Annotated in this window: 15 protein-coding genes and 2 tRNA genes; 8 read left to right on the top strand and 9 right to left on the bottom strand. The window is 71.8% G+C overall.

Annotated elements, in window-relative coordinates; all coding sequences use genetic code 11:
- Positions 1-22: 22 nt before the first annotated feature.
- Positions 23-98: transfer RNA gene (locus I2501_RS11165), tRNA-Leu, on the bottom strand.
- A gap of 37 nt (positions 99-135) precedes the next feature.
- Positions 136-208 (bottom strand) — tRNA-Leu (locus I2501_RS11170).
- A gap of 182 nt (positions 209-390) precedes the next feature.
- Between I2501_RS11170 and I2501_RS11175 the strand changes: the two genes are divergently transcribed.
- A complete protein-coding gene (locus I2501_RS11175) occupies positions 391-786 on the top strand; it encodes a VOC family protein (protein ID WP_196193766.1) in 396 nt (131 codons plus the stop codon).
- Between the two features lie 31 nt (positions 787-817).
- Here the strand turns inward: I2501_RS11175 and hemC are convergent, their stop codons facing one another.
- Positions 818-1,756 carry a hydroxymethylbilane synthase gene (gene hemC / locus I2501_RS11180; RefSeq protein ID WP_196193767.1) on the bottom strand — a complete coding sequence of 313 codons (939 nt, stop codon included), beginning with the start codon at positions 1,754-1,756 and terminating at the stop codon, positions 818-820.
- 82 nt (positions 1,757-1,838) lie between these two features.
- Complete coding sequence (locus I2501_RS11185) at positions 1,839-2,696, bottom strand: 3-hydroxybutyryl-CoA dehydrogenase (protein ID WP_196193768.1); 858 nt, start codon at positions 2,694-2,696, stop codon at positions 1,839-1,841.
- Between the two features lie 172 nt (positions 2,697-2,868).
- Here I2501_RS11185 and I2501_RS11190 point away from each other — a divergent pair, with 172 nt between their 5' ends.
- From I2501_RS11190 to I2501_RS11215, 6 genes are all read left to right on the top strand, one after another.
- A complete protein-coding gene (locus I2501_RS11190; RefSeq protein ID WP_196193769.1) occupies positions 2,869-3,696 on the top strand; it encodes an SDR family NAD(P)-dependent oxidoreductase in 828 nt (275 codons plus the stop codon).
- Between the two features lie 178 nt (positions 3,697-3,874).
- The gene (gene argC / locus I2501_RS11195) at positions 3,875-4,915 is read left to right on the top strand and encodes an N-acetyl-gamma-glutamyl-phosphate reductase (RefSeq protein ID WP_196193770.1); all 1,041 of its coding nucleotides are present in this window, start codon (positions 3,875-3,877) and stop codon (positions 4,913-4,915) included.
- Positions 4,916-4,938: 23 nt separating this feature from the next.
- A complete protein-coding gene (gene argJ / locus I2501_RS11200) occupies positions 4,939-6,090 on the top strand; it encodes a bifunctional glutamate N-acetyltransferase/amino-acid acetyltransferase ArgJ (protein WP_196194123.1) in 1,152 nt (383 codons plus the stop codon).
- Between the two features lie 109 nt (positions 6,091-6,199).
- Entirely contained in the window at positions 6,200-7,087 is an 888-nt protein-coding gene (gene argB, locus I2501_RS11205) for an acetylglutamate kinase (protein ID WP_196194124.1), read from the top strand.
- Complete coding sequence (locus I2501_RS11210; RefSeq protein ID WP_196193771.1) at positions 7,084-8,271, top strand: acetylornithine transaminase; 1,188 nt, start codon at positions 7,084-7,086, stop codon at positions 8,269-8,271. Before argB ends, I2501_RS11210 begins: the two co-directional genes overlap by 4 nt.
- Before the next feature lie 14 nt (positions 8,272-8,285).
- Positions 8,286-8,813 carry an arginine repressor gene (locus I2501_RS11215; RefSeq protein WP_196193772.1) on the top strand — a complete coding sequence of 176 codons (528 nt, stop codon included), beginning with the start codon at positions 8,286-8,288 and terminating at the stop codon, positions 8,811-8,813.
- A gap of 161 nt (positions 8,814-8,974) precedes the next feature.
- On the opposite strand, the gene I2501_RS11220 is transcribed toward I2501_RS11215, so the two are convergent.
- The 5 genes from I2501_RS11220 to I2501_RS11240 form a co-directional block, all read right to left on the bottom strand.
- A complete protein-coding gene (locus I2501_RS11220; protein WP_196193773.1) occupies positions 8,975-10,348 on the bottom strand; it encodes a cytochrome P450 in 1,374 nt (457 codons plus the stop codon).
- Between the two features lie 53 nt (positions 10,349-10,401).
- On the bottom strand, positions 10,402-12,093 hold the full coding sequence (locus I2501_RS11225; RefSeq protein WP_196193774.1) for an APC family permease: 1,692 nt from the start codon (positions 12,091-12,093) through the stop codon (positions 10,402-10,404).
- Positions 12,094-12,110: 17 nt separating this feature from the next.
- Complete coding sequence (locus tag I2501_RS11230; RefSeq protein WP_196193775.1) at positions 12,111-13,550, bottom strand: pyridoxal phosphate-dependent decarboxylase family protein; 1,440 nt, start codon at positions 13,548-13,550, stop codon at positions 12,111-12,113.
- Positions 13,551-13,712: 162 nt separating this feature from the next.
- On the bottom strand, positions 13,713-14,573 hold the full coding sequence (locus I2501_RS11235) for a FadR/GntR family transcriptional regulator (RefSeq protein ID WP_196193776.1): 861 nt from the start codon (positions 14,571-14,573) through the stop codon (positions 13,713-13,715).
- Positions 14,574-14,755: 182 nt separating this feature from the next.
- Complete coding sequence (locus I2501_RS11240; protein ID WP_196193777.1) at positions 14,756-15,226, bottom strand: Lrp/AsnC family transcriptional regulator; 471 nt, start codon at positions 15,224-15,226, stop codon at positions 14,756-14,758.
- A gap of 141 nt (positions 15,227-15,367) precedes the next feature.
- On the opposite strand from I2501_RS11240, the gene I2501_RS11245 reads away from it, so the two are divergent.
- Positions 15,368-16,570: a trans-sulfuration enzyme family protein gene (locus I2501_RS11245; protein ID WP_196193778.1), complete on the top strand. Its 1,203-nt coding sequence runs from the start codon at positions 15,368-15,370 to the stop codon at positions 16,568-16,570.
- Positions 16,571-16,630 lie beyond the last annotated feature (60 nt).

Genomic DNA, 16,630 nt, shown 5'->3' on the forward strand with positions numbered 1-16,630 from the left:
CGTACCCCCGGACCCCACGCGCTGGTGACGCTGACAGGATTCGAACCTGCACCGTGCGGTCCCTCAGACCGCTGCCTCTTCCGTTGGGCCACAGCGCCGTGCTGCCTTGCCACCGTGTCGGCGGGCTGTCGTGCGTAGCGTCGGTGCGATTCGAACGCACACTGTTCCGGTCCTGAACCGGATCCCTCTGCCGTTGGGGTACGACGCCATGACATCCGAGAGGCCGCCCGGTGACGGGCCGCTGCTGCGGTGCTGATATCGACTCTACGGACGGGGAATTCGCGCGGCGAACGGTTTTCAGGCTCCCGGTGGCCTGGTTCGGAGGCGGCGCCGAGCGGGCAGGACAGGGACGGCACCACCCCACCAGCCGCAGTCGCCACAAGGGAACCCATGCGCATCGACCGACTCGACCACCTCGTGCTCACCGTGCAGGACATCGACGCCACTGTCGACTTCTACACGCGCGTCCTCGGCATGGCGGAGGTGACCTTCCGCGAGGGCCGCCGCGCGCTGGTCTTCGGCAGCAGCAAGATCAACCTGCACCAGGCGGGCGCGGAGTTCGAGCCGAAGGCCGCCCGCCCGACATCTGGCAGCGCCGACCTCTGCTTCATCGTCGGCGAGCCGCTCGACCAGGTCCTCGCCGAGCTCGCCGCGCAGGGCGTCCCGGTCGAACAGGGCCCGGTCGAGCGCACCGGCGCGACCGGGCCGATCGAGAGCGTCTACGTGCGCGACCCCGACGGCAACCTCGTCGAACTGAGCAACCTCCGCGTGACGAAGGCCGGGTGACGCGTCCCGCCCGCGGACTGAACGCCGCCGCTCAGTGCGGGATCTGGTCGATCAGCTCGCGGGCGCCCTGGCGGAGCAGGGCGAGGGCGGTGGCCATGCCCAGCTCGTCCGGGGTGAGCGCGCCCGCCCACTCGTGGGCGTTGACGACCTTCTTGCCGTCCGGGGTGAAGACCTTGGCGCGCAGCGAGAGGCTGCCGTCGGCGGCGCAGGCGGCGTAGCCCGCGATCGGGGAGTTGCAGTGGCCCTGGAGCGCGTGCAGCATCATCCGCTCCGCGTGGGCCTCGCGCCAGGTCGGGACGTGGTTGAGCGGCCCGATGGCGTCGATGGTGTCGGTGTCGTCGACGCGGCACTGCAGGGCGAGGATGCCCGCGCCGATCGGCGGGCACATGGCGTCCACGTCGAGGATCTGGCTGATGCGCTCCTCCAGCCCGATCCGGTGCAGACCGGAGACGGCGAGGATCAGCGCGTCGAACTCGCCCGCGTCCAGCTTGGCCAGGCGGGAGTTGGCGTTGCCGCGGATCGGCGTGCACTCCAGCCACGGGTGGGAGTCGGCGAGTTGGGCGACCCGGCGGACCGAGCTGGTGCCGACCTTGGCGCCGTGCGGCAGCTCGTCGAGGGTGAGCGGGGTGTGCCCCTCGGGCAGGACGACGGCGTCGCGGATGTCGTCACGCTCCAGATAGGCGGCCACGGTGGTGCCCTCGGGCAGCGGCCGGTCGCCGGGCATGTCCTTGAGGCAGTGGACGGCCAGGTCCGCCTCGCCGGAGAGCAGGGCGGCGTCGACCTCCTTGGTGAACGCGCCCTTGCCGCCGAGCTGCGACAGCGCGCCCTGCCAGCGGTCGCCGCTGGTGGTGACGGGAACGACCTGCGTCACCAGGCCCGGATGCTCTCGGTGCAGGAGCCCACGGACCCGCTCGACCTGGGCGAGGGCCATGGGGGAGGAGCGGGACACGATCCGGATCGTCGAAGCCATGGCAGCGACGATACTCCGTCAGTTTCCGCCGTCCGCACACCCTCCCCGGCCGGCCGTGGCCGGGGAGGACGGCTCACAACTGTCAGTACTGGTAGAAGCCGCGGCCGGACTTGCGGCCCAGCAGGCCCGCGTCGACCATGCGCTGGAGCAGCGGCGGGGCCGCGTACAGCGGCTCCTTGAACTCGTCGTACATCGACTCGGCGATGGAGACGATGGTGTCCAGGCCGATCAGGTCGCACAGGCGCAGCGGGCCCATCGGGTGGGCGCAGCCGGCCTCCATGCCCTTGTCGATGTCCTCGGCGGTGGCGATGCCGGACTCGAACATGCGGACGGCGGACAGCAGGTAGGGCACCAGCAGCGCGTTGACCACGAAGCCCGCGCGGTCGCGGGCGCGGATCGGCTCCTTGCCGAGGGCGTCGCGGGTGAAGGCCTCGGCGCGGGCCACGGTCTCGGCCGAGGTGGTCAGCGTCGGGATGATCTCGACCAGCTTCTGGACCGGCGCGGGGTTGAAGAAGTGCACGCCCAGGACCTGCTCCGGGCGGCTGGTTGCGGAGGCCAGCTTGACGATCGGGATCGACGAGGTGTTCGAGGCGAGGATCGCGTCGCGGCGCTCGACGACCCGGTCCAGGGTCTCGAAGATGGCGATCTTGATGTCCTCGCGCTCCGCGACGGCCTCGACGGTGAGGTCGCGGTCGGCGAACTCGGCGAGGTCGGTGGTGAAGGAGATGCGCGCCAGCGCGGTGTCGCGCTCCTCCTGGGTGAGCTTGCCGCGCTTGACGGCGGTGTCGAAGGAGGTGGTGATCCGGGTGCGGCCCAGCTCCAGCGCCTCACCGTTGGCCTCGGAGACCTTGACGTCCAGGCCGGAACGGGCGAACACCTCCGCGATCCCGGACCCCATCAGGCCGCAGCCCACCACTCCTACACGCGCGATGTCGCTCACTCGTGGCTTCCTCAGTTAGTCGGTTCGTCGGTGCAATCCACGCAACGGCCCGACGTTACCTCCTGTCCCCTCCGCGTGTCCGCCGCCGGTAGGGCCGGGACCGCCTCAGGATGGGCTGATCGAACAACCTGATTACGGATACGACGGACACGACGGACGGGAGGGAGCCGCCATGGGACTCCGGAGCCTTCAGGGACAGTCGGCGCTGGTCACCGGTGCGGGACGCGGGATCGGACGGGAGATCGCGCTCGGGCTCGCCGAGGAGGGCATGAACCTCGGCCTGCTCGGACGCCATCGGGACAGCTTGACCGAGACGCTGCGGCTCTGCGCCCGCCACGGCGTGAAATGCATCGCACTCGCCGCGGACGTCTCCCACCCCGGGCAGGTCAAGTCCGCGGTCACCAGCATGCAGCGCGACCTGGGCCGGATCGACCTGCTGGTCAACAACGCGGGCCAGGTCGACCGCGCCGAGGTGCCGCTCTGGGAGGCGGACCAGACCCAGTGGTGGCAGGTGATGGAGACCAACCTGCGCGGCCCGTTCAACCTGCTCCGCTCCGTACTGCCCGGCATGGTCCAGCGCGGAAGAGGCCGGGTGGTCAACCTCAACTCCGGTTTCGCGCTGCGCCCCGACGGCCGCTACACCGCGTACGCCACCTCCAAGGCGGCCCTGCTGCGGCTGAGCGACAACATCGCGGAGTCGCTGCGCCCGCACGGCGTGACGGTGTTGGACATCTCACCCGGCGCGGTGGCCACCGAGATGACGGCGAGCATGCCGATGTTCGACGGCATGGTGCACTGGGGCAGCATCCCGTACCTGGTCAGCACCGTCGTCGACGCCGCCCGCGGCCGCTTCGACCCGCTCCACGGCCGCTTCCTGCACCTCGGCCAGGACAACCTGGAGGACCTGCTGCGCGACGCGGAGACGATCCGCGAGTCCGACGCCCGCACCTTGCGCCTGCGCACCTACGGCGAGGAGGATCCGCTCGCTGCGTACGCGTGAGCACTGTCGGTGACGGTCGAAAGACGTCCGCTGCCTCGCCGCGACCTCAACGACCGTCCACCCCCTTTGAGCCACGTCTGGCGACCTCGCTGTATATGCATGCCCTTCATTGCATGAATGTGCCATCCTCCGTATAGTTATCCCGACGGAAGCTGGTCGGGTTCGAGGAGGCAGGCTGATGGCATCCCAGGCGACATTCCGCGCGGCGGTAGCCGGCGCGAGCGGGTACGCCGGGGGCGAGGTGCTGCGACTGTTGCTCGCTCACCCCGCGATCGAGATCGGCGCGCTGACCGGCGGGTCCAACGCCGGGGCGACGCTCGGTGAACTGCAGCCGCACCTGTGGCCGTTGGCCGACAGGGTGCTGGAGCCGACCACGCCGGAGACGCTGGCCGGGCACGACGTCGTCTTCCTCGGGCTGCCGCACGGCCAGTCCGCCGCCGTGGCCGAGCAGCTCGGCCCGGACGTGCTGGTCGTCGACTGCGGCGCGGACTTCCGGCTGCACAGCGCCGAGGACTGGGAGAACTTCTACGGCTCGCCGCACGCCGGCACCTGGCCCTACGGCCTCCCCGAACTGCCCGGCGGGCGCAAGGCCCTGGAGGGCAGCAAGCGGATCGCCGTCCCCGGCTGCTACCCCACCTCCGTCTCGCTCGCGCTCTTCCCCGCCTACGCGGCCGGAATCGCCGAGCCGGAGGCCGTGGTCGTCGCCGCGTCCGGGACGTCCGGCGCGGGTAAGGCGCCCAAGCCGCACCTGCTCGGCAGCGAGGTGATGGGCTCGATGAGCCCCTACGGCGTCGGCGGCGTCCACCGGCACACCCCCGAGATGACGCAGAACCTCTCCGCCGTCGCGGGTGAGCGCGTGGCCGTGTCCTTCACGCCCACCCTCGCGCCGATGTCGCGCGGCATCCTGGCCACCTGCAACGTCAAGGCCAAGCCCGGCGTCACCGCCGCGCAGGTCCGCGCCGCCTACGCCGAGGCGCTCGACGGGGAGCCCTTCGTCCATCTGCTCCCGGAGGGGCAGTGGCCCGCCACCTCCTCCGTCCAGGGGTCCAACAACGCGCTGATCCAGGTCGCGTTCGACGAGAACGTCGGCCGGATCATCGCCATCGCCGCCATCGACAACCTGGTCAAGGGCACCGCGGGCGGCGCAGTCCAGAGCATGAACATCGCCCTCGGCCTGCCCGAGGAGCTCGGCCTTCCGCAGACAGGAGTCGCACCGTGAGCCAGAACGTGACCCACGAAAGCATCGGCGTCACGGCGGCTCGCGGTTTCCGCGCGTCGGGCGTCACCGCCGGGATCAAGGCCTCCGGCGCGCCGGACCTGGCGCTGGTCGTCAACGACGGCCCGTCGCTCGCCGCCGCGGGCGTCTTCACCTCCAACCGGGTCAAGGCCGCTCCCGTGTACTGGTCGGAGCAGGTCACAAAGGGCGGCACGATCAGCGCCGTCATCCTCAACTCCGGTGGAGCCAACGCCTGTACGGGTCCGCTCGGGTTCCAGGACACCCACGCCACCGCCGAGAAGGTCGCCGAGGTGCTGGGCCTTAACGCGGGCGAGGTCGCCGTCGCCTCCACCGGCCTGATCGGCGTCCGGCTGCCGATGGACAAGCTGCTGCCCGGAGTCGAGACGGCCGCCGCCTCGCTCAGCGAGGACGGCGGCGAGCAGGCCGCGATCGCGATCAAGACCACCGACACCGTCCACAAGACCGCCGTCGTCCACGGCACCGGCTGGACCGTCGGCGGCATGGCCAAGGGAGCGGGCATGCTCGCCCCCGGACTGGCCACCATGCTCGTCGTGCTCACCACCGACGCCCTGGTCGAGGCACCGGAGTTGGACGCCGTGCTGCGCGGCGCGACGGCGAAGACCTTCGACCGGGTCGACTCCGACGGCTGCATGTCCACCAACGACACCGTGCTGCTGCTCGCCTCCGGCGCCAGCGGCATCGTCCCGGACGCCGACGAGTTCGCCGCCGCCGTGCGCGAGGTCAGCGCCGATCTGGCCCGCCAGCTGATCGGCGACGCCGAGGGCGCCAGCAAGGACATCCGGATCGACATCGTCAACGCCGCCACCGAGGCCGACGCCGTCGAGGTGGCCCGCTCCATCGCCCGCAACAACCTGCTCAAGTGCGCGATCCACGGCGAGGACCCGAACTGGGGTCGCGTGCTCTCCGCGATCGGGACCACCTCCGCAGCGTTCGAGCCGGACCAGCTCGACGTCGCCATCAACGGCGTCTGGGTCTGCCGCGACGGCGGCGTCGGCGAGGACCGCGAGCTGGTGAGCATGAAGGACCGTGAGGTCGTCATCACCGCCGACCTCAAGGCCGGGGACCAGTCGGCCACCGTCTGGACCAACGACCTGACGGCCGAGTACGTCCACGAGAACAGCGCCTACTCCAGCTGAGCGACCGCAGACAGCTGAGCGACCGCAGACAAGGCGAGGACTGAGAACAGTCGTGCAGATCGCACCCAAGGGCGAACAGGCCCGCAACAACACCGCGTTGCCCAAGGCGATGACGCTCGTGGAAGCGCTGCCGTGGCTGGAGCGCTTCCACGGCAAGACCGTCGTGATCAAGTTCGGCGGCAACGCCATGGTCGACGACTCCCTCAAGGCGGCCTTCGCCCAGGACGTCGTCTTCCTCCGCTACGCCGGGCTGCGCCCGGTCGTCGTGCACGGCGGCGGACCGCAGATCAGCGCCCAACTCGCCAAGCTGGGGCTGGAGTCCACCTTCACCGCCGGGCTGCGGGTGACCACGCCGGAGACCATGGACGTGGTCCGGATGGTCCTGGCCGGACAGGTCCAGCGCGAGCTGGTGGGGCTGCTCAACGCGCACGGCCCCTTCGCCGTCGGCATGACCGGCGAGGACGCCCACACCATGACCGCGGTCAAGCGGTTCGCCGACGTGGACGGCGAGCAGGTCGACATCGGCCTGGTCGGGGACATCGCCCATGTCGAGGTGGGCGCGGTCCGGGCGCTGCTGGACGACGGCCGGATCCCGGTCATCTCCTCGGTGGCGCGCGGCGCGGACGGCCACGTCTACAACGTCAACGCGGACACCGCCGCCAGCGCCATGGCCGTGGCGCTCAAGGCGGAGATGCTCGTCGTGCTGACCGATGTCGAGGGCCTCTACGTCGACTGGCCCGCCTCCGACGACGTGATCAGCCTGCTCACCGTGAGCGAGCTGGAGAAGCTGCTGCCGACGCTGGCCAGCGGCATGCTGCCGAAGATGGAGGGCTGCATGCGCGCGGTCCGCGAGGGCGTCGGCACCGCGCGCGTGCTGGACGGCCGGGTCCAGCACAGCCTGCTGCTGGAGATCTTCACCGACGAGGGCATCGGCACCATGGTCGTGCCGGACGCCGCCGAGACGGACGAGACCGTCATGAACGGAGGACTGGCATGACCGGCACCGGGAACGAGGAACTGACCGCCCGTTGGCAGCACGCGCTGATGGACAACTTCGGCACCCCGCGGATCCCGTTGGTCCGCGGCGAGGGCGTGCACGTCTGGGACGCGGACGGCAAGCGCTACACCGACTTCCTCGGCGGCATCGCGGTCAACTCCCTGGGCCACGCCCACCCGGCGATCGTCGCCGCGGTCACCCAGCAGGTCGGCACGCTGGGCCACGTCTCCAACCTCTTCGTCGCCGAGCCGACGGTCCGGCTGGCCGAGCGGCTGGTCGCCCTGAGTGGTCGTCAGGACACCCGGGTCTACTTCTCCAACTCCGGCGCCGAGGCCAACGAGGCCGCGTTCAAGCTGAGCCGGCTCACCGGCCGGACGCACCTGGTCTCCGCGACCGGCGCTTTCCACGGCCGGACCATGGGCGCGCTCTCGCTCACCGCGCAGCCCAAGAAGCAGGACGGCTTCCACCCGCTGCCGGGCGACGTCACCAACGCCCCCTACGGCGACGTGGACGCGCTGCGGGCGGCGGTGACGGAGGAGACCGCGGCCGTCTTCCTGGAGCCGATCCAGGGCGAGAACGGCGTGGTCGTGCCGCCCGCCGACTACCTGCTCGCGGCCCGCGAGATCACCCGGGCCACCGGCACGCTGCTGATCCTGGACGAGATCCAGACCGGTATCGGCCGCTGCGGCCACTGGTTCGCCTACCAGGCGTTCGAGGGCGTGGACCCCGACGTGGTCACCCTGGCCAAGGGCCTCGGCGGCGGACTGCCGATCGGCGCGACGCTGGCCTTCGGCGAGGCGGCGCAGCTGTTCCAGCCGGGCCACCACGGCAGCACCTTCTCCGGCAACCCGGTCGTCTGCGCGGCGGCCAACGCGGTGCTCGACACCATCGAGTACGACGGCCTGCTCGACCAGGTCACCAAGGTGGGGGAGCGGCTCCGCACCGGCGTCGAGGCGCTGGGCGACCCCTTGGTCGACCACGTCCGCGGCGCGGGACTGCTGCTCGGCGTCGTGCTGACCCGCCCGGTGGCGGGCGAGGTGCAGGCGGCACTGCAGCGGGCGGGCTTCCTGGTGAACGCCGCCACCCCCGACACGGTCCGGCTCGCGCCGCCGCTGATCCTCACCGAGCGTGACGTCGACGCCTTCCTGGCCGTGCTCCCGGGTGTGCTCCGCTCCGTCAAGTAAGGAACAATTGCTCCATGACCGAACCCCATCGCGACGCACCTGCGGTGCAGCTGCCGCAGACGCGCACGGCGCGGCACCGACGGATCGTGGAGCTGCTGACCCGTCAGCCCGTCCGCTCCCAGAGCCAGCTGGCCAAGCTGCTCGCCGACGACGGGTTGCTGGTCACTCAGGCGACGCTCTCGCGCGACCTGGACGAACTGGGTGCGGTCAAGATCCGCAACTCCGACGGCGCGCTCATCTACGCCGTCCCGGCGGAGGGCGGCGACCGCACTCCGCTCGCCCCGATGGGCGAGTCCGCGTCGGAGAGCCGGATGGCACGGCTGGCCGCGGAGCTGCTCGTCTCCGCGACGTCCTCGGGCAACCTCGTCGTCCTGCGGACGCCGCCGGGGGCGGCGCAGTTCTTCGCCTCCTCGATCGACCAGTCGGGCGTGGAGGAGATCATCGGCACGATCGCGGGGGACGACACGGTCCTGGTCATCAGCCGCGACCCGCAAGGCGGGGCGGACCTGGCGGAGTATTTGCTCAGGCTTGCGCAGTCCTGATCCATTTGCAGGACGAGGAGGTTGCGCTTACCTGAGGGGCGCGGGGAACTGCGCGAGCAACCACCCTGTGCGGATGGCCCCGCGCGTTGAGGATCATCTGCTCATCAGTGGCTTGTCGCGCCCACGCGGCGGAGCCGCATATCAGCAGAGCCTCGCGCCCCTTAGGCGTTGCCACGAACGGTCGCAGGAATCGGACGGGACGGTTGCAGGGTCAGACCCGTGTGTGGCTTCACCTCGCCCGGCTCGGTCTCGACGCGCCACTTCCGTGCCAGCACGGCAAGCACGAGCACGGCCTCCACCAGCGCGAACCTCGCGCCGAGGCACGTGCGTTGGCCGCCGCCGAAGGGGAACCAGGCGTGGTCGGGGATGACGTCGGGGGCGTCCGGGGCCCAGCGTTCGGGGCGGAACGCGTCCGGCTGCGGGAAGTTCCGGGGGTCGCGCTGGACGGACCACTGGCTCGCCCAGACCGTCGTGCCCTCGGGGACGGGACGGCCGCCCAGCGTCGCTCCGGGGCGTGGGACGGCCGTGATCAGCCAGATCGGCGGGTAGAGGCGCAGTGACTCCTTGACGATCGCCTGGGTGAACGGCAGCCGGGCGTAGTCGTCGAAGCCGGGCAGCCGCCCGTCCAGCACCTCGGTCAGCTCCGCGTCCAGGCGCGCACGCGCCTCCGGGGAGCCGGAGAGGAGGTGCCAGGCCCAGGTCAGGGTGGTCGACGTGGTCTCGTGGCCGCCGATGTAGAGGGTGACGGCCTCGTCCCGCAGCTCCTGCTGCGACAGGGGCGCGCCGTGCTCGTCCCGGGCGGTGAGCAGGCGGCTGAGCAGGTCGTCGCGTTCCCGGCCCGCTGCTGACGCGGCCTGGTGCTCGTCGATGATGCGGTGGATCTCCTCGTCGAGCCGGGCCACGGCCGCGCGCAGGCGCCGTCGGCCCGGGGTCGGGACCCACGACGGCAGGAAGACCGTGACGCCGCGCAGCTCCGCGCCGATCGCCTCCTGTGCCACCGCCATCGCGCCGGCGACGACCTCCTCGCGTCCGGCGGTCTCCACGCCGAACAGCGTGCGCACGGCGATCCGTTGCGTCAGCCGGGTCATCTCCTGCTGCACGTCGACGGCCTGACCGTCCGTCCAGGACGACGCCGTCGCGTCCGCGCACTCGACCATGGTCGCCGCGTAGCTGCGCACCTGACGGGGGCGGACGGAGGGCTGGACCAGGGCGCGCTTGCGACGCCAGTCCGCGCCCGTGCTGGTCACCACGCCTTCGCCGAGCACCTGGTGCATCGCCCAGCCCAGGTCGACGGGGCTGAAGGTGACCTCGACCCCGGCCAGCAACTCGCCGACGTCCTCGGGCCGGGAGACCAGCAGGCTGGGCTTCGGGCCCAGCGACCACGGGACCCAGTCGCCGTAGTCGTCGCGTAGGTGGCAGAAGAACGCGAGCGGGTCCCGCGCGAACGCGGGCAGGTTGCCGAGCAGCGGCAGACCGCGCGGGCCCGCAGTGACGGAGGCGTGGATTCCGTTGGCAGGAGCGTGAGTTGACGTCACGCGGCCATGGTGCCCTGGCTCGCGTCAGGGCACCAGAGGCACTTCGGGGGGTCTCAGGCGGGGGCCTCAGTGGGGGATTCAGCGGGGGTCTCCGCCGCCAAGTCCTGCGTCTCGCGGGTGAGTTCCTCGATCCGCTCACCCGGCAGGGCCACCGCGACGGCCCAGGCGTAGACGGCGACGCTGAAGACCGCGACCGCCACCATGTCCCAGCCGAACGGTAGCCACGGGTGGGCCCAGGGCCCGAAGTCGCTGACCCAGGTGATCAGGCCCATGCCGACCAGGTAGACCGGCAGCCACTGCGCGGCGCGGAAGTCCAGCCGCACCTCGACCGGATTGGTGTGCAGCACCCGGGCGAGCGCGAGCAGCACGTAGCCGATGCCGACGGCGACGCCCAGCTTCCAGACGGTGTCCCAGCCGCTCCAGAAGATGATCAGGTTGGCCACCACGAAAGCCGCAGGGGCCAGCACCCCGCCCGCCTTCAGCCTGAACGGCCGTGCCAGGTGCGGCAGTCGGGACCGGAACACCCCGAACGCCAGCGGCGCGCCCGCGTACATCAGCACACTCGCCGACGTCACCAGGTTGACCAGCGAGTTCCAGCTCGGGAAGGGCAGGAAGGCCACGCAGCCGACCACGAACGCCGCCACGATGCCGACCCACGGCACCCCACGCCGGTCCAACTTCTCGAAGGCGGACGGCACATAGCCGTTGCGGCTGAGCCCGTAGGAGATCCGGGAGGCGGCGGTGGTGTAGATCAGGCCGGTCCCGGCGGGGGAGATGACGGCGTCGAGGTAGAGGACGGCGGCCAGCCAGCCCATGCCCACCACCGAGACCAGACCGGCGAAGGGCCCGGAGATCCCCGCGTATGCCAGGTCCGCCCAGTGGTGGATGGCGCCGCTCGGCAGCGCGCCGATGTAGACGATCTGGAGCAGGACGTAGAGCAGCACGCCCAGCACCATCGAGCCGACCACGGCACGCGGGATGTCCCTGCCGGGGCGCCTGCTCTCCCCGCCGATCTGGATGGCCTGTTCGAAGCCCATCAGCGCGAAGATGATCCCGCTGCCCGGGACGGCCAGCAGCACGCCCTTGGCGCCGAACGGCGCGAACCCGCCGCCGGCCGTGAAGTTGGCGGGGTGGAAGCCGGCGATCGCCAGCAGCAGCACGACCAGCATCGGCACGCCGACCTTCCACCAGGTCGCGGCGTTGTTGGCGCGGGCCAACGTCTTGATGCCCATCAGGTTGATGCCGCAGAAGACGGCCATCAGCAGCACCGCGACCACCAGGCCGGACGCGGTCAGCAGGCCCTGGCTGTTCTCGAAGCCCCTGGCCCAGCTGTAGTGGTTCGCGTAGCCGATCATCGCCATGACCTCGATCGGCGCGGTGGTCGCCACCGAGAGCCAGGCGAACCAACCGAACGACGCACCGGCCGCGCCGCCGAAGGCCAGGTGCGGATAGCGGGCCGTGCCGCCGGATATGGGGAACATGCCGCCGAGTTCGGCGTGGACGAGGGCCAGGATGATCATCGCCACGGCGCCGATGCCCCAGGCGACCAGCGCCGCCGGACCGGCGGCGGTGACCGCGTTCTTCGCGCTGAAGAGCCAGCCCGAGCCGATGATCGAGCCAACCGAGGCCCACAACAGGCCGATCAGCCCGACCTCGCGCCGCAGCGTTCGGCCGTGGCCTCTGCCGTCGGGGTCGGCCTGCCCGGAATCCGTGGAGCCAGTGGACGGTGCGGAGGTTCTGCTCATGGTGGTGCTCCTCTTTGCTATGCACGACCTTCGGCGGCGGCAGCGGCGGAGACGGCGGCGGGCGCGAGTGCGGGCGCGGGCGCGGGCGCGACCAGGGTGGCGATGATCTCCTCGACCATCTGCTCGGTGATGTCGGGGTGGACGTAGGCGAGCCGGGCGACCGTCTCGCCCTCCCACACGGTCGGTGCGACGAAGGCGATCTGACGCTGCATCAAGTCGTCGCACCAGGCCCGGTAGTCGTCGCCGCTCCAGCCGACGCGGCGCAGCACCACGACCGAGAGCTCCGGCTCGCGGACCAGCTCCAGCCCCTCGGTGCGCCGCACCAACTCGGCCGTGAACCGGGCGATCCGCAGCCCGTGCTCCACCGCCGCGCGGTAGGCGTCGGTGCCGTGGACGGCGAGCGAGAACCAGAGCGGCAGCCCGCGCGGGCGGCGGGTGAGGTGGTAGGCGTAGTCGCTGGGGTTCCACTCGTCGTGGTCCTCGGCGCCGTCGCCGTGGATCGCGTCCAGGTAGGAGGCGTCCTGGGTGTGCACGGCGCGGGCGAGGCGCGGGTCGCGGTAGAGCAGCGCGCCGCAGTCGAAGGGCGCGAAGAGCCACTTGTGCGGGTCGATGACGACGGAGTCGGCGCGCTCGATGCCCGTCATGGCCGCGCGGATCTCCGGTGCGAACAGCCCGGCGCCGCCGTACGCGGCGTCGACGTGGAGCCAGAGCCCGTGCGCCGTGGCCTGGTCCGCGATTCCCGCCAGGTCGTCGATGATGCCCGCGTTGGTGGTTCCTGCGGTGGCGACCACGCCGATCACCCGACCGTCCGCTGCGGCGGTGCGCTCGGCCTCGGCGAGGGCCGCCGCCAGCGCGCGGCCGGTGAGCCGGTGGTCCTCGGTGGGGACCACCAGCGGGTCGACGCCGATGATCGAGAGCGTGTTGGCGACGGAGGAGTGGGTCTGGTCGCTGACCGCGATCCGCAGCGGCGCGCGGCGGTCCAGGCCGAGTCGGCGGCGCGCGGTGTCCCGGGCGACGACCAGCGCGGACAGGTTGCCCGCGGAGCCGCCGCTGACGAAGCAGCCGCCCGCCTCCGCGGGCAGTCCGGCCAGGTCGGCCAGGAGCCGCAGCACCTGGTTCTCGGCGGCGATCGCCCCGGACGCCTCCAGCCAGGAGACGCCGTGCAGGGAGGCGGCGGAGACCACCATGTCGAAGAGGGCGGCGGCTTTGGTCGGCGCGCCGGGTATGAAGGCCAGGAAGCGCGGGCTGTCGCAGGAGACGACGGTCGGCTCGACGGCCTCGGTGTAGCGGCGCAGGACGTCGGCCGGATCCGCGCCCCGGGCGCCGATCGCGCCCTTGAGCTGGACCTCCAGCTCGGCCGCCGCGCCGATCCGGCCCAGCGGGGCCGGATCCAGACTCAGGCGGTCGACCAGGTGCCGGACGATCGTGTCGGTGAGGGTGGGGTCGAAGGCGTGCAAAGGGTCGGTCCTCCCGGCGGAACTACCGGCGGCCGAAGCGGGGCGTGCCCTGTGCGGGGATCCCTTGGGGGAGCCTTCGCGGGAAAGCCGTTCGGTGCCGGTCTCACTTTTGGATCTGGCTCAGACCCAATGCCGGGAGGTTAAGGGGGCTGCTCGACGGGGTCAATCCCCTGCGTCGAGATTGGGTTCTCCGCCGCTCGCCGCAGCCGTGCCGGAACCGCCTCCCGGGGTGAGGCGGTCCAGCAGCGCCGTGAACTGGGCAGCGCTCTCCAGCAGATGGCGTCGCATCGACGCCTCTGCTGCGGCTCCGTCCCCGGCGAGCACGGCCAGCGCGGTGGCCAGATGCTCCTCGCGGAAGACCTGGGCGAGATCACGGCCCTCGGGGTAGACCACGCCCCAGTCGGTCTGCAACCAGAGGGAGTTGCCGCCGACGAACATCTCCGTCCGGGCCCGGGTCACGGCCTCGCGCAGCACCTCGTTCCCCGCCGCCGCGGCGACGGCCAGATGGAACCGCGAGTCCATCCGGTGGTAGCCGGCGAGGTCGGTGACCTCCTCGTCGAGCATGCGCACCAGCGCCCGCCGGGCGGCGGTCGGGCCCCGCTCGGCCGCGAGCCGGGCCGCCAGTGGTTCGATCGCGGCCCGGTACTCCATGTAGTCGCGCAGCGAGGCCCGCAGCTCGGCGAGGGCCTCGGCCTGGACGGACGGCGCCGCTTCGGCGTCCTCCGCCGCGCGGACCCGGGTCCCGCCGGCGCGTCCCGGCGTGGTCACCACCAGCCCCTCGTCGGCCAGTTGGCGCAGCGCCTGGCGGACGGTGTTCCGACCGACGCCGAGCGCGGCGGCCAAGTCCCGCTCGGTGGGCAGCCGCGCGCCGGGCGCGAACCCGCCGAGGGTGATCCGCGTCCGCAGCGCGTCGGCGACCACGGCGTGCGAGGGAGCACGCTGCTCCGCGGGGCCGAGCTCGACCTCCGTCGGCTCCCACGCGGTCGGAGTGTCCAGCGCGTCGGACGGTTGGTCCGTTCCCATGGCTACGGCCTCCCCGGCTCCGTGGGCGTCACGGTGATGGTCTTCGGTCTTCGGATCTGTCTTCGGATCTGCGGGAGCCATTGACGGCGCTCCGGGCCCGTGCCAGTCTCGCATGGGGCACTTTGGATCCATAGGGATCCAAAAATTCTCGCGGGATGTCGCCGTCTCAGACGGTCAGACGGTCACGCGGTCATATGGCCGCGCATATGGCCGAAGATCAGGCTGGTCTCGGTGTGGGCGACGGCCGGATGCGCCGTCAGGTGGTCCAGCACGAAGTCGCGCAGCGCGTCGGTGTCCGGGACGGCCACGTGCAGCAGGTAGTCGTCCGCACCGGCCAGGTGGAAGGCGGTGAGCACGCCGGGCAGCAGCGGGATCTCCGCGGTGAAGCTGGAGATCCGCTCCTTGGTGTGCGCGTGCAGCCGGACCGAGATCATCGCCTGGATCCCGAGCCCGAGCGCCGCCGGGTCCACGTCCGCGTGGTAGCCGCGGATGACCCCGCGCTCACGCAGCGCCCGGATCCGGGCCAGGCAGGTCGACGGGGCGATGCCGACCTCCTCGGCGATCGCGTTGTTGGGCATCCGCGCGTTCTCGGCCAGCAGCCGCAGGATCGCGCGGTCGACGGGGACGAGTTCGGGCTGCGGATTCTTCGGCATGCGGCCCATGCTGCCCCTCCCGGCCGAACAAGTACATGCTGTGCACGGCTGCTTGCGAATTTCCTTCGGAACAGTGGCCTTGGACTCGGTGAATCTTCACCCTGGGACCACCCCACAGCCTGGACGAGGAGGTCCCCACCCATGCCCCCCGTGCCGCCCCTCCCCACCCGCTCCGCCGCCCGCTCTGCCGGCCACCCCGACACCCGGGCCGTGCACGCCGGACGCGCCGACCTGCGCGCCCTCGGCGTGCACGTCCCGTCGATCGACCTCTCCTCCACCAACCCGCTGCCCAGCGTCGAGATCGGCGGCGACAGCTACGAGGCGCTGGCCACCGGCGGACTGCTGCCGGAGGGAGGCACCGCCGTCTACCAGAGACTCTGGAACCCGACCACCGGCCGGTTCGAGGAGGCGCTGGCCGAGCTGGAGGGCGCCGAGCAGGCGGTCGCGTTCAGCTCCGGCATGGCCGCGATCACCGCCTGCCTGCTGGCCGCGCGCGCCGAGGGCCGCGGGCACGTCGTCGCCGTCCGTCCCCTCTACGGCGGCACGGACCACCTGCTCGCCACCGGCCTGCTCGGCACCGAGGTCACTTATGCCGACGCCGACGAGGTCGACGCCGCGATCCGGCCCGATACCGGCCTGGTCGTCGTCGAGACGCCGGCCAACCCGACCCTCGAACTCGTCGACCTGGCCGCGCTCGCGGCCCGCTGCGGCGATGTGCCGCTGATGGTCGACAACACCTTCGCCACCCCGGTGCTCCAGCAGCCGATCCGGCTGGGCGCGACCCTCGTCGTCCACAGTGCGACCAAGTACCTCGGCGGCCACGGCGACGTGCTGGCGGGCGTGGTGGCGACCTCGGCGGAGTGGGCCCAGAAGCTCCGCCCGGTCCGCGCGGTCACCGGCGGGATCCTGCACCCGCTCGCCTCCTACCTGCTGCACCGCGGCCTGCAGACGCTGCCGCTGCGCGTCCGCCACCAGAGCGACAGCGCGGGCAAGCTCGCCCTGTGGCTGGCCGAGCAGCCCGCCGTCGAGCGCGTCTTCTACCCCGGCCTCCCGGACTGCGACCCGCTGGGGCTGGTCGGCACCCAGATGTCCGCGCCGGGCTCGGTGCTGGCCTTCTCGCTACGCGGCGGCTACGCGGCGGCGGCCTCGGCGGCCGAGCGCTGCGAGCTGGTCACCCACGCGGTCTCACTCGGCGGCGTCGACTCGCTGATCCAGCACCCGGCCTCCCTCACCCACCGCCCGGTCGCCCCGGAGGCCCGCCCGCACGCGTCGGTACTCCGCCTCTCCGTCGGCCTGGAGGACATCGAGGACCTCTGCGACGACCTCGCCCGGGCGCTGGCCTGACGTCTCCGCCGGACGGTCCGACGCCGAGCCCCGCCGCTGGCCAGCGGGGCTCGGCGAGGC

The organism is Streptacidiphilus fuscans, from assembly GCF_015690355.1.
GTDB classification, from domain to species: domain Bacteria; phylum Actinomycetota; class Actinomycetes; order Streptomycetales; family Streptomycetaceae; genus Streptacidiphilus; species Streptacidiphilus fuscans.

Excerpts from the sequence above, each read along its gene's own strand:
- I2501_RS11175 (WP_196193766.1), top strand. The coding sequence starts at position 391 with ATGCGCATCGACCGACTCGACCACCTCGTGCTCACCGTGCAGGACATC.
- hemC (WP_196193767.1), bottom strand. The coding sequence starts at position 1,756 with ATGGCTTCGACGATCCGGATCGTGTCCCGCTCCTCCCCCATGGCCCTC.
- I2501_RS11190 (WP_196193769.1), top strand. The coding sequence starts at position 2,869 with ATGGGACTCCGGAGCCTTCAGGGACAGTCGGCGCTGGTCACCGGTGCG.
- argC (WP_196193770.1), top strand. The coding sequence starts at position 3,875 with ATGGCATCCCAGGCGACATTCCGCGCGGCGGTAGCCGGCGCGAGCGGG.
- argB (WP_196194124.1), top strand. The coding sequence starts at position 6,200 with ATGACGCTCGTGGAAGCGCTGCCGTGGCTGGAGCGCTTCCACGGCAAG.
- I2501_RS11210 (WP_196193771.1), top strand. The coding sequence starts at position 7,084 with ATGACCGGCACCGGGAACGAGGAACTGACCGCCCGTTGGCAGCACGCG.
- I2501_RS11215 (WP_196193772.1), top strand. The coding sequence starts at position 8,286 with ATGACCGAACCCCATCGCGACGCACCTGCGGTGCAGCTGCCGCAGACG.
- I2501_RS11225 (WP_196193774.1), bottom strand. The coding sequence starts at position 12,093 with ATGAGCAGAACCTCCGCACCGTCCACTGGCTCCACGGATTCCGGGCAG.
- I2501_RS11235 (WP_196193776.1), bottom strand. The coding sequence starts at position 14,573 with ATGGGAACGGACCAACCGTCCGACGCGCTGGACACTCCGACCGCGTGG.
- I2501_RS11240 (WP_196193777.1), bottom strand. The coding sequence starts at position 15,226 with ATGCCGAAGAATCCGCAGCCCGAACTCGTCCCCGTCGACCGCGCGATC.
- I2501_RS11245 (WP_196193778.1), top strand. The coding sequence starts at position 15,368 with ATGCCCCCCGTGCCGCCCCTCCCCACCCGCTCCGCCGCCCGCTCTGCC.